Source organism: Chachezhania antarctica, from assembly GCF_003646465.1.
Lineage (GTDB): Bacteria > Pseudomonadota > Alphaproteobacteria > Rhodobacterales > Rhodobacteraceae > Chachezhania > Chachezhania antarctica.
This window is the reverse complement of sequence record NZ_QZEX01000003.1, coordinates 238,744-252,754: the sequence shown is the minus strand read 5'-3', so window position 1 is coordinate 252,754 and position 14,011 is coordinate 238,744. Positions and strand designations below refer to the sequence as shown.

At 64.1% G+C, this 14,011-nt stretch carries 11 protein-coding genes and 1 pseudogene; 11 read left to right on the top strand and 1 reads right to left on the bottom strand.

Annotated features, from left to right (window positions below; genetic code table 11):
* Window positions 1–93: 93 nt before the first annotated feature.
* The 4 genes and pseudogenes from D4754_RS08340 (at window position 94) to D4754_RS08325 (ending at window position 4,043) form a co-directional block, all read left to right on the top strand.
* Window positions 94–1,617 carry an AMP-binding protein gene (locus D4754_RS08340; protein ID WP_121062558.1) on the top strand — a complete coding sequence of 508 codons (1,524 nt, stop codon included), beginning with the start codon at window positions 94–96 and terminating at the stop codon, window positions 1,615–1,617.
* Window positions 1,618–1,676: 59 nt separating this feature from the next.
* Window positions 1,677–2,378 (top strand): enoyl-CoA hydratase/isomerase family protein, encoded by a 702-nt coding sequence (locus tag D4754_RS08335; protein WP_163025838.1) that lies wholly within the window; start codon window positions 1,677–1,679, stop codon window positions 2,376–2,378.
* Window positions 2,379–2,411: 33 nt separating this feature from the next.
* Window positions 2,412–3,170 (top strand): electron transfer flavoprotein subunit beta/FixA family protein, encoded by a 759-nt coding sequence (locus tag D4754_RS08330; protein ID WP_121062556.1) that lies wholly within the window; start codon window positions 2,412–2,414, stop codon window positions 3,168–3,170.
* Window positions 3,170–4,043, top strand: a pseudogene (locus tag D4754_RS08325) (electron transfer flavoprotein subunit alpha/FixB family protein). The gene D4754_RS08330 and the pseudogene D4754_RS08325 overlap by 1 nt, the downstream one beginning before the upstream one ends.
* Before the next feature lie 30 nt (window positions 4,044–4,073).
* Here the strand turns inward: D4754_RS08325 and D4754_RS08320 are convergent.
* Window positions 4,074–5,060: a LysR family transcriptional regulator gene (locus D4754_RS08320; protein WP_121062555.1), complete on the bottom strand. Its 987-nt coding sequence runs from the start codon at window positions 5,058–5,060 to the stop codon at window positions 4,074–4,076.
* A 213-nt stretch (window positions 5,061–5,273) separates the two neighbouring features.
* On the opposite strand from D4754_RS08320, the gene chvE reads away from it, so the two are divergent.
* The 7 genes from chvE to ytfQ all read left to right on the top strand — a co-directional run bounded on the left by chvE (window position 5,274) and on the right by ytfQ (window position 13,949).
* Entirely contained in the window at window positions 5,274–6,341 is a 1,068-nt protein-coding gene (chvE, locus tag D4754_RS08315) for a multiple monosaccharide ABC transporter substrate-binding protein (RefSeq protein ID WP_121062554.1), read from the top strand.
* Window positions 6,342–6,461: 120 nt separating this feature from the next.
* Window positions 6,462–8,003, top strand: a complete 1,542-nt coding sequence (gene mmsA, locus D4754_RS08310) for a multiple monosaccharide ABC transporter ATP-binding protein (RefSeq protein WP_121062553.1) — start codon at window positions 6,462–6,464, stop codon at window positions 8,001–8,003.
* Entirely contained in the window at window positions 8,000–9,205 is a 1,206-nt protein-coding gene (gene mmsB / locus D4754_RS08305) for a multiple monosaccharide ABC transporter permease (protein WP_121062552.1), read from the top strand. The genes mmsA and mmsB overlap by 4 nt, the downstream gene beginning before the upstream one ends.
* A 4-nt stretch (window positions 9,206–9,209) precedes the next feature.
* On the top strand, window positions 9,210–10,205 hold the full coding sequence (gene araD1 / locus D4754_RS08300; protein ID WP_121062551.1) for an AraD1 family protein: 996 nt from the start codon (window positions 9,210–9,212) through the stop codon (window positions 10,203–10,205).
* 9 nt (window positions 10,206–10,214) lie between these two features.
* Window positions 10,215–11,957, top strand: a complete 1,743-nt coding sequence (gene araD / locus D4754_RS08295) for an L-arabinonate dehydratase (RefSeq protein WP_121062550.1) — start codon at window positions 10,215–10,217, stop codon at window positions 11,955–11,957.
* On the top strand, window positions 11,944–12,885 hold the full coding sequence (locus D4754_RS08290) for a Gfo/Idh/MocA family protein (protein WP_121062549.1): 942 nt from the start codon (window positions 11,944–11,946) through the stop codon (window positions 12,883–12,885). Before araD ends, D4754_RS08290 begins: the two co-directional genes overlap by 14 nt.
* Before the next feature lie 110 nt (window positions 12,886–12,995).
* A complete protein-coding gene (gene ytfQ, locus D4754_RS08285) occupies window positions 12,996–13,949 on the top strand; it encodes a galactofuranose ABC transporter, galactofuranose-binding protein YtfQ (RefSeq protein ID WP_121062548.1) in 954 nt (317 codons plus the stop codon).
* The last annotated feature ends 62 nt before the right edge of the window (window positions 13,950–14,011 follow it).

Below are 14,011 nucleotides of genomic sequence, written 5' to 3'. Positions count from 1 at the left end.
TATATCGCTGTCAGAGCGCCGGGCCTAAGGTGGGTTTCGACACGTCAGAACAGGGCTTTACGCCGATCAACTGGATATCGAGGAGGGGTAAGAGTGGAAGGTTCGGTCACAATCGCCGACAGGTACATGACCAATGACGAGGTGATGGCCTATGCCCGGAAAGTTGCCGCCGGTCTGAAGGACGCCGGTGTCGAATACAGCGAAGCCATCAACACCCTGATGCGCAACGATATCGAGTTCGTGGTCTGCATGGCCGCGGCCAAGCTTATGGGCGCCGTCGCCACACCGGTGAACTGGCACTTCTCGGCCGAGGAGATCGCCTACATCATTAACGACAGCGGCTCGCGCGTCTTGGTCGCGCATTCCGACCTCTGGCACAGGCACGGCCCTGCCGTGTCAAAGCTGCTGGACCGTGACGTGCTGGTCTTGCTGGTGGAAACGCCCGACTACCTGCGGGCGCCGTACTCCGTTGCGGACGAAAACTGCCCGCTGAAGGATGGCGAAACATCGCTGGAAGACTGGTCGAACGGGTTCGCGCCGTTCCAGGACGATGTGGAGGTCAAGCCCACGGCGATGGTCTACACCTCCGGCACCACGGGGCGGCCCAAGGGCGTCAAGCGGAAGGCCGCGGTCAGCGTCGCGCTGAAGAACCACCACAACGCCTATATCCACGGGATGCGCTGCCTGCTGGCCGCGCCGATGTACCATTCTGCCCCGCTGTCGACAGCCGATGGCGTCTGGGCCGTGGACGGGCACCTTGTGCTGGTCACAAGGTTCGAGCCCGAGACCTACCTGGCGATGATCGAGAAGTACAAGATCACCCATACCTTCATGGTGCCCACGATGTTCGTGCGCCTGCTGAAGCTGCCGGATGAAGTGCGCCTGAAATACGATGTCTCGACGCTGGAACACGTAATCCACGGCGGCGCGCCCTGTGCGCGTGACATCAAGCTTCAGATGATCGACTGGATCGGCCCCGTGCTGTTCGAACTTTACGGCGGCACGGAAACCGGCATCGTCACCTATGCCACGTCACAGGATTTCCTGGATCATCCCGGCTCTGTCGGGCCGCCGGTGGAAGGCGCCATCGTCAAGATCTTCGACGATGACGGCAACGAACTTCCGGCGGGGGAGGTGGGCGAGATCTACTGCCGCCACCCGGGCTATCCCGATTTCACCTACCAGAACCGCCATCAGGACAGGCTGGACATGGAACGCCACGGCCTCCTGTCGCTTGGCGATGTGGGGTATCTGGACGAAGACGGGTACCTGTACATCACCGACCGCAAGCGCGACATGATCATCTCGGGCGGCAGCAACATCTACTGCACGATGGTCGAAGCCCCGTTCCTGGAACATCCCCAGATCATGGATTGCGCGGCCTTCGGCATCCCGCATGACGAACTGGGCGAAAGCCTGGCGCTTGCCGTGGAGGCCCGCCCCGGCGTCACGCTGGACCCGGCTGACCTGACGGCCTTCGGCAAGACGAAGCTGAGCGGTTTCATGGTGCCCGGGACGTTCATCTTCATGGACGAACTGCCCCGCGATCCGTCGGGCAAGATCTACAAGCGCAAGCTGCGCGATCCCTACTGGTCCGACGCCAACCGCCAGATCTGACCGGCCCCGGTCCCGCCCCGTCGCGGCGGGACCATACGCACGCACGAAAGGAAGTCCCGTTGAGCGATCTTATCGTGACGGAAGAAAACGGTATCCTCTGGGCCTCGATCAATCGCCCGGACAAGGGCAGCGCGATCTCGCGCGCGGTGACCGATGGGTACGTCGCAGCGATCGGGCGCCTTGCCGAGGAGCCAGAGCTGAAAGGCCTGATCTGGACCAGCGAATCCGAACGGGTCTTTTCCGGTGGCATCGACCTGAAGGTGCCCGAGGGTATGAGCGACGCCGACGCTGGCCCCTACCGGGTGAGCATCGTGCGGGATCTGATTGACGCCACGGTGAACTGCCCCCGGCCCATCGTCGTGATGGCCCGGGGCAAGATGCTGGGCGGGGCGTTCATGAATGCACTGCTGACGGACCGGATCGTGGCGGATGACAGTGCCACGTTCCAGATGCCCGAAGTGAAGATCGGCCTCGCCTCGCCCTATTCCGCGGCCATCGTGGAATGCGCCACGAACAAGGGGCTGGCCTATGACATCTGCATGTCGGCCCGCCGCGTGCCCGCGCGCGAATTGCAGGACCGGGGCGGCCCCTGCACCGTGGTTGTGGCGGAAACCCTGCGCGACAGCGCCATTGAGGCGCTGGAAACCTACGCCGCCATGCCGGCCGAGGCCTTCGGCTACATGAAACGCTGGTTCCAGATCCCCCGGATCCAGGCCATCGAGGCCGCGCTTGCCTATTCGGCCGCTGTGAAGCGCGCCTGACTATAACTGACTTACGATCAAGGAATATTGCCCATGAAGGTACTCGTGCCCGTCAAGCGCGTGATCGACTATAACGTGAAGGTCCGCGTGAAAGCGGATGGCAGCGGGGTCGATCTTGCCAACGTCAAGATGTCGATGAACCCGTTCGACGAAATCGCCGTCGAAGAAGCCATCCGTCTGAAAGAAGCCGGCAAGGTCGAAGAAGTCGTCGTCGTCTCCATCGGCGTCAAGCAGGCGCAGGAAACGCTGCGCACCGCGCTCGCCATGGGCGCCGACCGCGCGATCCTGGTCGTGGCGTCGAACGACGTGCACAACGACATCGAACCGCTCGCCGTTGCCAAGATCCTGAAGGGTGTCATCGACGAAGAGCAGCCGGGCCTCGTGCTCTGCGGCAAGCAGGCGATCGACAACGACATGAACGCGACGGGCCAGATGCTGTCGGCGCTGATGGGCTGGAGCCAGGCGACCTTCGCCTCGGCGCTGGACATCGATGGTGAGCATGCCGTCGTCACCCGCGAGGTCGATGGCGGTCTGCAGACGATCAAGGTCACGATGCCCACCATCGTCACCGTCGACCTGCGCCTGAACGAGCCGCGCTATGCCTCGCTGCCCAACATCATGAAGGCGAAGAAGAAGCCGCTGGATGAGAAGTCGGCCGACGATTACGGCGTCGACGTCACCCCGCGGCTCGAGGTCGTGAAGACCTCCGAACCCGCGGGCCGTGCGGCGGGGATCATCGTGGGCTCGGTCGACGAGCTGGTAGCGAAACTCAAAGAAGTGGGGGCTGTGTAATGGCTGTTCTTCTGCTTGCCGAAATCACCGATGGTGAACTCTCTGCCGATGCGACCGGCAAGGCGCTGAGCGCCGCGAAGTCGCTGGGCGACGTGACCGTTCTGGCCGCCGGCGCATCCGCCGCCGGCGCGGGCGAAGCGGCGGCCAAGCTCGATGGCGTGTCGAAGGTACTGGTCGCCGAAGATCCCGCCCTGGGCCACCGCCTGGCCGAAGCCACCGCGGCGCTGATCGCCTCGCTCGCCGGCGATTACAGCCACATCATGGCGCCGGCCACCACCGACGCGAAGAACATCATGCCCCGCGTGGCGGCACTGCTCGACGTGATGGTGATCTCGGACATCTCTGGCGTGGTCGATGCCGACACGTTCGAACGTCCGATCTATGCCGGCAACGCGATCCAGACGGTGAAATCGTCGGACGCGACCAAGGTGATCACGGTGCGGACGGCGAATTTCGACGCCGTGGGCGAAGGCGGCTCGGGCGCGGTCGAAACCGCGACCCTGCCGGACTTCCCGACGNAGCGCGGGCATCGTCGTGTCGGGCGGCCGTGGCGTTGGATCCGAGGAGAGCTTTGCCATCATCGAAGCGCTGGCGGACAAGCTGGGCGCGGCAGTCGGCGCCTCGCGCGCGGCGGTCGATTCGGGCTATGCGCCGAACGACTGGCAGGTGGGCCAGACCGGCAAGGTCGTGGCGCCGGACCTCTACGTGGCCGTGGGCATCTCGGGCGCGATCCAGCACCTAGCAGGCATGAAGGATTCGAAGATCATCGTCGCGATCAACAAGGACGAAGAAGCGCCGATCTTCCAGGTCGCCGATTACGGCCTGGTCGCGGACCTGTTCGCAGCCGTCCCGGAACTGACCGAGAAACTGTAAACCGCGAAAGGTGCGTGGGGACCACGCACCCTACGGGGTGGGCGCCGCGTTGCGCGAGGCGATGCGGCGTTCGACCAGATCCAGCACGCGGGCGGCTTGCGGTGTGGGCGCCTGGCCCGCGCGCTTGACCAGCGAGAACGGTGTCACCGCGATGTCGGCGTCGATGTCCAGCAGCCGGATGTTGCTGCCCAGACCGCTGCGCGCCGCATAGAATTCGCCCACCGATTGGGTGACCGGCGCGACGGCGTTCGTGTCGCTGATCAGCGCCATCGTCAGCAGCAGCGATGACGTGCCCAGCACCCGCTGGGGCAGGGGAAAGCCGTTTTCCAGCAGGTAGGTTTCCACCGTGCGCCGTTGCAGGCCGCCCGGAGGCTGCATCACCCAGTCGTAGATCAGGCAATCCTCGAGCGTGATGCCGTCGCGCCGGGCCAGCGGGTGTTCGGAGCGTACCACCAGCGTCACAGGCTCTGGCCCGATACGCTGCATCTGGAACGACCGGGCATCGAACCCGTCGGGCAGGCGGCCAACGTAGAAATCGAGCGCCTCCGACATGAGCCCCTCGGCCAGCTTGTCCGACGTATCGACCTGCACCGTGATCTCGATATCCGGGTATGTCACGCGCAGGTCGCGGATGACGGGCAGGACAATCTCCAGCGCCGGACCGGTGACCGCGCCGATGCGGACAAGGCCGCGGGTGCCGCGCGACATTTCCGACAGGGCGTGGCTGGTGTCATCCAGATGCCGCAGGATCGCCCGGGCGCGGGCGGACAGCAATTCGCCCGAATCCGTGAGTACGATTCCCTTGGCGTGACGGGTGTAAAGCGTGGCGCCGACCATGCGCTCAAGCTCGGCCAACAGGCGCGACGCGGCGGGCTGGGTGATCGCCAGCTGCGCCGCGGCGGCCGAGACCTGGCCCGTTTCGGCCAATGCCGCCAAGAGGCGAAGCTGCGAGAACCGCAGGCCTTGGCGGACAAGCATGTCGCGAACGGGCTTGGCTGTATCCGTGAGTTTGACCATTTCGATCCGAACCTGATGTTGCGCCCCACATATATCATTTCCGGTATGTTGAACAGCTGTCTTTTAATTTGAATGCGATGGTGCAGCACGTCATCCCTTGCCCACCCGCAGAGCGTAGGGAATGCCGGATCGGCAGAGAGCCCTGCGGACCATCAGGAATAACCTGCCGACGCACGTCCATCGGGGCGGCGGTGCGGCGCATGGGAGGACAGCATGACACTCATCAAACGCGTCTTGGCGACGACGGCCCTTGTGGCTCTGACGGCGGGTGCCGCCGCGGCCCAGGACAAGGGGACGGTCGGGATCGCGATGCCGACGAAAAGCTCGGCCCGCTGGATCGCCGATGGCGAAAACATGGTGAAGCAGTTCGAAGCCGCCGGTTACACGACCGACCTGCAATATGCCGAAGACAACATTCCCAACCAGCTGGCCCAGATCGAGAACATGATCACCAAGGGCGCGAACGTGCTGGTGATCGCGGCCATCGACGGCACGACGCTGACCTCGGCCCTGGCCAACGCGGACGCGGCGGATATCGACGTGGTGGCCTACGACCGCCTGATCCGCGACAGCGATCACGTGGATTACTACGCCACCTTCGACAACTTCCAGGTCGGCGTGCAGCAGGCCAACACGCTGGTCGACGGTCTGAAGGAACGCTTCCCGGATCAGAAACCGTGGAACGTGGAACTGTTCGGCGGTTCGCCGGACGACAACAACGCCTATTTCTTCTATGACGGCGCGATGTCGGTGCTGCAGCCGCTGATCGATTCCGGCGATATCGTGATCCCGTCGGGCCAGATGGGCATGGACACGGTCGGCACGCTGCGCTGGGACGGATCGGTTGCCCAGGCACGCATGGATAACCTGCTGTCGGCCAACTACACCGGCGACGAAACCGTGCATGGCGTGCTCTCGCCCTATGACGGGCTGTCCATCGGCATCATCTCGTCGCTCAGCGGCGTGGGCTATGGCTCGGGCGATATGCCGATGCCGATCGTTTCCGGCCAGGATGCGGAAATCCCGTCGATCAAGGCAATTCTGCGCGGCGACCAGTATTCCACCATCTTCAAGGACACCCGCGAACTGGCGCGCGTGACGGTCGAGATGGTCAACGCGATGCTGGAAGGCGGCGAGCCGCCGATCAACGACACCGAAACCTACGACAACGGTGTGAAGGTCGTCCCGTCCTACCTGCTGGAGCCGGTGCCGGTCACCGAAGCCAACTGGGAAGAAGTGCTGATCGACAGCGGCTACTACACCAAAGACCAGATCGACTGAACCTCCCGGACCGGGGGGCGGCTTCCCTGCCGCCCGCCCGGTCCCCAAACCCCGTCCGGACCTGTCCGGGCGGCGCCCGGCCCGTCTGCGGGCCACGGTACAGCTGTGCGAAGGCAAGTCATGAACCAGATCCTCGAAATGCGTGGAATTACAAAGACGTTCCCCGGCGTGAAGGCGCTGGATGACGTCAACCTGCAGGTCTCGGAAGGCGAGATCCACGCATTGGTGGGCGAAAACGGAGCCGGGAAATCGACCCTGATGAAGGTGCTTTCAGGCGTCTATCCCCATGGCAGCTACGACGGCGACATCGTCTATGACGGCAACGTCAAAAGCTTTCGCGGGATCAACGACAGCGAAAGCGATGGCATCATCATCATCCACCAGGAACTGGCGCTGGTGCCGCTTCTGTCGGTGGGCGAAAACATCTTCCTTGGCAACGAACGCGCCAGGGGCGGCGTGATCGACTGGCACGAGACCCGCCGCCGCAGCAAGGAGCTGCTGGCCCGCGTCGGCCTGTCCGATCCGCCCGAAACCATCGTCGACAACCTGGGCCTGGGCAAGCAGCAGCTGGTCGAGATCGCGAAGGCGCTTTCCAAGAACGTGCGCCTGCTGATCCTTGACGAACCCACGTCGTCCCTGAACGAGGACGACAGCCAGAAGCTTCTGGACCTGCTTCTGGAATTCAAGGCGAAGGGCATCACCTCGATCCTGATTTCCCACAAGCTGAACGAGATCTCCCGCGTGGCCGACACGATCACCGTGCTGCGCGATGGCTCTGCCGTGGCGCGGCTGGATTGCAAGGACGGCATCAGCGAAGACGACATCATCCGCGACATGGTCGGCCGGTCGCTGAAGGACCGCTACCCCGACCGTGACCCGAAGATCGGCGAGACGGTGATGGAGGTGAAGAACTGGACGGTTCATCACCCGCTGCATCCCGAACGCAAGGTCGTGAACGATGTCAGCTTCCATGTCCGCCGGGGCGAGGTGCTGGGCATCGCGGGCCTGATGGGCGCCGGGCGCACCGAACTGGCGATGAGCCTCTTTGGCCGCAGCTATGGCCGCGACATCAGCGGAACGGCGACCATCGAAGGCAAGGCGGCGAACCTGTCGTCGGTGCGCAACGCGATCAATGCGGGGCTGGCCTATGCCACGGAAGACCGCAAGACCTACGGCCTGATCCTTGATGAAACCATCCGCCGCAACGTGCCCTTGGCAAAGCTCGAAGCCATCGCATCGAACGGCATCGTCGAGCCGCGGCGCGAGGCCGAGGTGGCCGAGACCTACCGCGAGCGGCTGAACATCAAGTCGTCCTCGATCGAGCAGGTGACGGTCAACCTGTCGGGCGGCAACCAGCAGAAGGTCGTGCTGTCGAAATGGCTGTTCGCCGACCCGGACATCCTGATCCTGGACGAACCGACCCGCGGCATCGACGTGGGCGCGAAATTCGAAATCTACACGGTGATCCGTGATCTTGCCGCATCGGGCAAGGCGATCATCGTCATCTCGTCGGAGATGCCGGAACTGCTGGGTATCACCGACAGGCTTTACGTCATGAACGAAGGCCGCTTCGTGGGCGAAATGGCAACGGCCGAGGCCAGCCAGGAAAAGATCATGACGCGGATCATCAAGACCGGGTCCGAACGTGGGGAAGATACATGAGCGAATTGGCTAACGATCCGTCCGAACGCGGGGCAGGGGAGGGGCGATCCAGCCTTGCGTTCCTGCGCGGACACCTGCGGGAATACGGCATCCTCTTCGCGCTGATCGCGATCATGGCGTTCTTCCAGATCGCCACCGGGGGCATCCTGCTGAAGCCTGTCAACCTGACGAACCTGATCCTTCAGAACTCGTATATCGTGATCATGGCCATCGGCATGCTGATGGTGATCGTCTGCGGGCATATCGATCTTTCCGTCGGCTCGGTCCTCGGCTTCATCGGGGCCTTGGCCGCGGTGCTGATCGTGGATCTCGATATTCCATACGGCATTGCAGCCGTGATCTGCCTGGCCGTGGGCGCCGTGATCGGCATGGCGCAGGGCTTCTGGGTCGCCTATTTCCGCATCCCGTCCTTCATCGTGACGTTGGCGGGCATGCTGGTGTTCAAGGGTCTTACGCTGTGGCTGCTCGAAGGCCAGTCCGTGGGCCCGTTCCCGGCGGAATTCCGGCTGATCTCATCTGGCTTCGTGCCGGACCTTCTCGGCGGGGAAGAGCTGAACCTCTTCTCCCTCCTGATCGGCGTGGCCGTCGCGACGGGGCTGTTCCTTCTGTCCTTCCGCACGCGGCTGATGCAGCAGAAGACCGGCATCGCCGACGAACCGCTGCCCTTCTTCGTGGTCAAAAGCGTGCTGATCTTCGCCGCGCTCGTCTACATGAGCTGGCTGATGGCCGATTTCCGCGGGCTGCCCAACGTCTTCATCGTCATGGCCCTGCTGATCGCGATCTATTCCTTCGTGACGTCGAAAACGACATTCGGCCGCAGGCTTTATGCCATCGGCGGGAACGAAAAGGCGGCGTCGCTGTCGGGGATCAACTCCAAGCGACTGACCTTCCTGACCTTCGCCAACATGGGGATGCTCGCCGCTCTGGCGGGCCTTGTCTTCGCGGCACGCCTGAACACGGCGACGCCCAAGGCCGGCATCTCGTTCGAACTGGACGTGATCGCCGCGGTCTTCATCGGCGGCGCGTCGATGTCGGGCGGTGTGGGCACCGTGGTGGGGGCCGTCGTCGGCGCCTTCATCATGGGGGTCATGAACAACGGAATGTCGATCCTTGGGATCGGTATCGACTGGCAGCAGGTCATCAAGGGCCTCGTGCTGCTGGCCGCCGTGATCTTCGACGTCATGAACAAGCAGAAGGGCTGAGCAAATGCTGTTGTCGCAATATCGCAAGACCGATGGCCGTATCCAGATTCTGGCCCGTGACGGGACCGAGGCCTTCGAAGTGAAGACCGACCAGAACCTTTATGATCTGGCACTCGACTGCGCCACCAAGGGCGAAGGCCTGCGCGACCGGATCGCGTCGCTGGGGCTGAACGGGGCGGTCGATATCGAACGCCTGTATGCCGAAGGCCACCTGCTACCGCCCGTGCTGCATCCCGATCCGGCGCATCTGCATCTGACGGGGACGGGACTGACGCATCTGGGCTCCGCCTCCACCCGCGCATCGATGCACGCGGGCGCGAAGGTCGAGGACGAAACCGACTCCATGAAGATGTTCCGTATGGGCATCGAAAACGGCAAACCCGCGAATGGGGCCCCGGGCGTTCAGCCGGAGTGGTTCTACAAGGGCAACGGCGATGCGCTGGTCGCGCCCGGCGCGCCGCTGACGTCGCCCACCTTCGGGCTGGACGGCGGGGAAGAGCCCGAGATCGCGGGCATCTACATCATCGGCGACGATGGCACCCCGTTCCGCATGGGCTTTGCCATTGCCAACGAATTCTCCGACCACGTGCTGGAAAAGCAGAACTACCTGTACCTCGCGCATTCCAAGCTGCGCCCCGCCTCGATCGGGCCGGAGATGCTGGTGGGCGATCTCCCGGAGGACATCCGCGGCAAGTCCCGCGTGCGGCGCGGCGACGAGGTTCTGTTCGAAGAGGATTTCCTGTCGGGCGAAGCCAACATGAGCCACACCATTGCCAACCTCGAACACCACCACTTCAAGTACGATCTGTTCCGCCAACCGGGCGACGTGCACGTGCACATGTTCGGCACCGCGACGCTGTCCTTCGCGAAGGGCCTGTCGTGTCAGGAAGGCGACGTCTTCGAGATCGAGGCGCCCGAGTTCGGGTTGCCGTTGCGCAATCCGCTGAAACAGTTGCCGGTACCGGCTGCGCCCGAAATGGCGCGTGTCACGGTACTGTAGGGGGATCCCATGACCTTCACCAAGGCCGAATGGCCCAGAAAGCTGCGCAGCCAGGAATGGTATGGCGGCACATCGCGCGACAATATCTATCACCGCGGCTGGCTGAAGAACCAGGGCCACCCGCATGATCAGTTCGACGGGCGGCCCGTGATCGGCATCCTGAACACGTGGTCGGATCTGACGCCGTGCAACGGTCACCTGCGCGAGCTGGCCGAGAAGGTGAAGGCCGGTGTCTGGCAGGCAGGCGGCTTCCCGGTGGAAGTCCCGGTGTTCTCGGCGTCGGAAAACACCTTCCGACCCACGGCGATGATGTACCGCAACCTTGCCGCCATGGCGGTGGAGGAGGTCATGCGCGCCCAGCCCATCGATGGCGCCGTGCTGCTGGTGGGCTGTGACAAGACCACCCCCAGCCTGATGATGGGCGCGGCCTCGACCGACCTGCCGTCCATCGTCGTGTCCGGCGGGCCGATGCTGAACGGCTGGTTCCGGGGCGAACGGGTCGGGTCCGGCACCGCGCTCTGGCAGATGTCCGAAGACATCAAGGCCGGGAAGATGACGCAGGAAGATTTCCTGGAGGCCGAACAGGCGATGAGCCGGTCGTCGGGCACCTGCAACACGATGGGCACCGCCAGCACCATGGCCAGCATGGCCGAAGCTTTGGGGATGGCCCTGTCGGGCAATGCCGCGATCCCGGGCGTAGATGCCCGCCGCAAGGTGATGGCGCAGATGACGGGCCGCCGGATCGTCGACATGGTGAAGGACGATCTGAAACCGTCCGACGTGATGACGAAAGCCGCCTTCGAAAACGCGATTCGCACCAACGGCGCCATCGGCGGGTCGACCAACGCGGTCATCCACCTGCTGGCGCTGGCAGGCCGCGTCGGCGTCGACCTGACGCTGGACGACTGGGACCGCCTGGGCCGCGACGTGCCGACCATCGTGAACCTGATGCCATCGGGCAAGTACCTGATGGAGGAGTTCTTCTATGCCGGCGGCCTCCCCGCCGTCCTGAAGCGTCTGGGCGAAGCCGACATGCTGAACAAGGACGCGCTGACCGTGTCCGGCGGCCCGATCTGGGACGAGGTGAAGGACGCCGTCAACTGGAACGACGACGTCATCCTGCCGGTCGAAAAGGCGCTGGCCCAGTCGGGCGGGATCGCCGTGCTGAAGGGCAACCTTGCCCCCGGTGGCGCTGTCCTGAAACCGTCGGCCGCCAGTCCGAACCTGCTGAAACACCGCGGCCGCGCCGTCGTGTTCGAGGACATCGACGACTACAAGGCCAAGATCAACGACGACGCGCTGGAGATCGACGAGACCTGCGTGATGGTCCTGAAGAACTGCGGGCCCAAGGGCTATCCCGGCATGTCCGAAGTCGGCAACATGGGCCTGCCGCCCAAGGTGCTGAAGAAGGGCATAACCGACATGGTCCGCATCTCGGACGCGCGGATGTCGGGCACGGCCTATGGCACCGTGGTGCTGCACACCTCGCCCGAGGCCGCCGCTGGTGGTCCGCTCGCCGTGGTGAAGACCGGCGACATGATCGAACTGGACGTAGACGCGCGACGGCTGCACCTCGATATCTCGGACGAGGAGCTTGAGGCGCGGATGGCCGAGTGGACGTCTCCGGTGGATCCGCCTGTCGGCGGGTATACGCAGCTTTACTATGACCATGTCGAAGGCGCCGAAACGGGCGCGGATTTCGACTTCCTGAAAGGGAACCGGGGAAGCGAGGTGCCTCGTGACAGTCACTGACCTCGCTATTGTCGGCGTGGGCAAAATCGCTCGCGACCAGCACGTCCCGGCGATTGCGGATGGCGGACAGTTCCGGCTTGCCGCGACCGTCAGCCGGTCTGGCGGGATCGAGGGCGTCGACAATTACGACACGCTGGAAGCACTGATGGAGGCACGGCCCGAAATCGGCGTGATCTCGTTCTGCAACCCGCCGCAGGTGCGCTATGACGGCGCCCGCGCGGCGCTGGAAGCCGGTCGCCATGTGATGCTGGAAAAGCCCCCGGGCGCCAGCCTGGCGGAGGTCGACGATCTGGCCGCGATTGCCGAAGCAAAGGGCCTGACGCTTTACGCCACGTGGCATTCCCGGCATGCGGAATCCGTGGCCGCCGCCAAGGCGTGGCTGGCGGACAAGACCGTGGCCCGCGTCCGCGTCGACTGGAAGGAAGACGTCCGCGTATGGCATCCCGGTCAGAAATGGATCTGGGAGGCAGGCGGTCTGGGTGTCTTCGACCCCGCGATCAACGCCTTTTCGATCCTGACGGAGATCCTGCCCGTGCCGGTTCACGTCACCGGCGCAGAACTGCGGTTCCCGGCGAACTGCGAAACGCCCATCGCGGCGGAAGTGCAGTTCAAGGGGCCGGGCATGACGATGCTGGCGGATCTGAACTTCCTTGACGAAGGCGATCCGTTCTGGACCATCACCGCCGAAACCGACGCAGGCACGCTGACGCTGACGCAGGGCGGCGCAGTCCTGTCGATCGATTCCGCCGCGCCGACCGATTGGGACGATGTCGCGCCGGGCATTCATGGCGAATACCCCGCGCTTTACGCGCGGCTCGCCGACCTGTTGGCAACGAACGCGTCCGAGGTCGACACCCGGCCTCTGACGCTGGTGGCCGACGCCTTCATGCTGGGCCGCAGGGTCACGGTAGAGGCGTTCCACGAATAGCCGGCGGGGGAGGAGACCCCGATGCCGGCACCAAGAATTCGATCGCGGGATTGGCCTGCGATCGGACTGCTCCGGAAACTTCCGGTACACTTCGTAGGGAGGAAAGACCGATGACATTGAAGACATTGCTTTCGGCCGCAGCCGCACTGGCGATCACCGCCGGTGTCGGGCAGGCTCAGACTGTCGGGTTCAGCCAGATCGGCTCGGAATCCGGGTGGCGTGCCGCGGAAACCACGCTGACCAAACAGCAAGCCGAAGAGCGCGGCATCGACCTGCGCTTTTCCGATGCGCAGCAGCGTCAGGAAAACCAGATCGCCGCCATCCGGTCCTTCGTGGCCCAGGGTGTCGACGCGATCCTCTTGGCGCCCGTCGTCGCCACCGGCTGGGACAGCGTGCTGGAAGAAGCCAAGGAAGCCGAGATCCCGGTCGTGCTGCTTGACCGCCAGGTCGACAGCCCGGACGACCTGTACCTGACGGCCGTGGGCTCGGACCTCGTCCATGAAGGCAAGGTCGCCGGCGAATGGCTGGCCAACACCGTGAAGGGCGAAGACTGCCGCGTGGTCGAGCTTCAGGGCACCACGGGCTCCAGCCCCGCCATCGACCGCAAGACCGGGTTCGAGCAGGGCATCGAAGGCCACGACAACATCGAGATCGTGCGCAGCCAGACCGGCGACTTCACCCGCGCGCAGGGCAAGGAAGTGATGGAGAGCTTCCTGCAGGCCGAAAACGGCGGCCAGGACATCTGTGCGCTCTATGCCCATAACGACGATATGGCCGTCGGTGCGATCCAGGCGATCAAGGAAGCCGGGCTTCAACCGGGCGAAGACATCCTTGTCGTGTCGATCGATGCCGTGCCGGACATCTTCAAGGCGATGGCCGCAGGCGAAGCCAACGCGACGGTGGAACTGACGCCGAATATGGCCGGCCCCGCTTTCGACGCGCTGGAAGCCTACTGGAAGGACGGCACCGTGCCGCCGAAATTCATCCAGACGGACTCCAAGCTCTACACCCCTGCCGACGATCCGCAGGGCGAATACGAAAGCCGGAAAGACCTGGGCTACTGATCCCGGTCACATGAAAGAGACGCAGGCCGGTTGCGGCCTGCGTCTTGCCAGGGGGGGAAGGC

Coding starts and splice junctions, on each gene's coding strand:
- D4754_RS08330 (WP_121062556.1), top strand. CDS start 2,412: ATGAAGGTACTCGTGCCCGTCAAGCGCGTGATCGACTATAACGTGAAG.
- D4754_RS08320 (WP_121062555.1), bottom strand. CDS start 5,060: ATGGTCAAACTCACGGATACAGCCAAGCCCGTTCGCGACATGCTTGTC.
- chvE (WP_121062554.1), top strand. CDS start 5,274: ATGACACTCATCAAACGCGTCTTGGCGACGACGGCCCTTGTGGCTCTG.
- mmsA (WP_121062553.1), top strand. CDS start 6,462: ATGAACCAGATCCTCGAAATGCGTGGAATTACAAAGACGTTCCCCGGC.
- mmsB (WP_121062552.1), top strand. CDS start 8,000: ATGAGCGAATTGGCTAACGATCCGTCCGAACGCGGGGCAGGGGAGGGG.
- araD1 (WP_121062551.1), top strand. CDS start 9,210: ATGCTGTTGTCGCAATATCGCAAGACCGATGGCCGTATCCAGATTCTG.
- araD (WP_121062550.1), top strand. CDS start 10,215: ATGACCTTCACCAAGGCCGAATGGCCCAGAAAGCTGCGCAGCCAGGAA.
- ytfQ (WP_121062548.1), top strand. CDS start 12,996: ATGACATTGAAGACATTGCTTTCGGCCGCAGCCGCACTGGCGATCACC.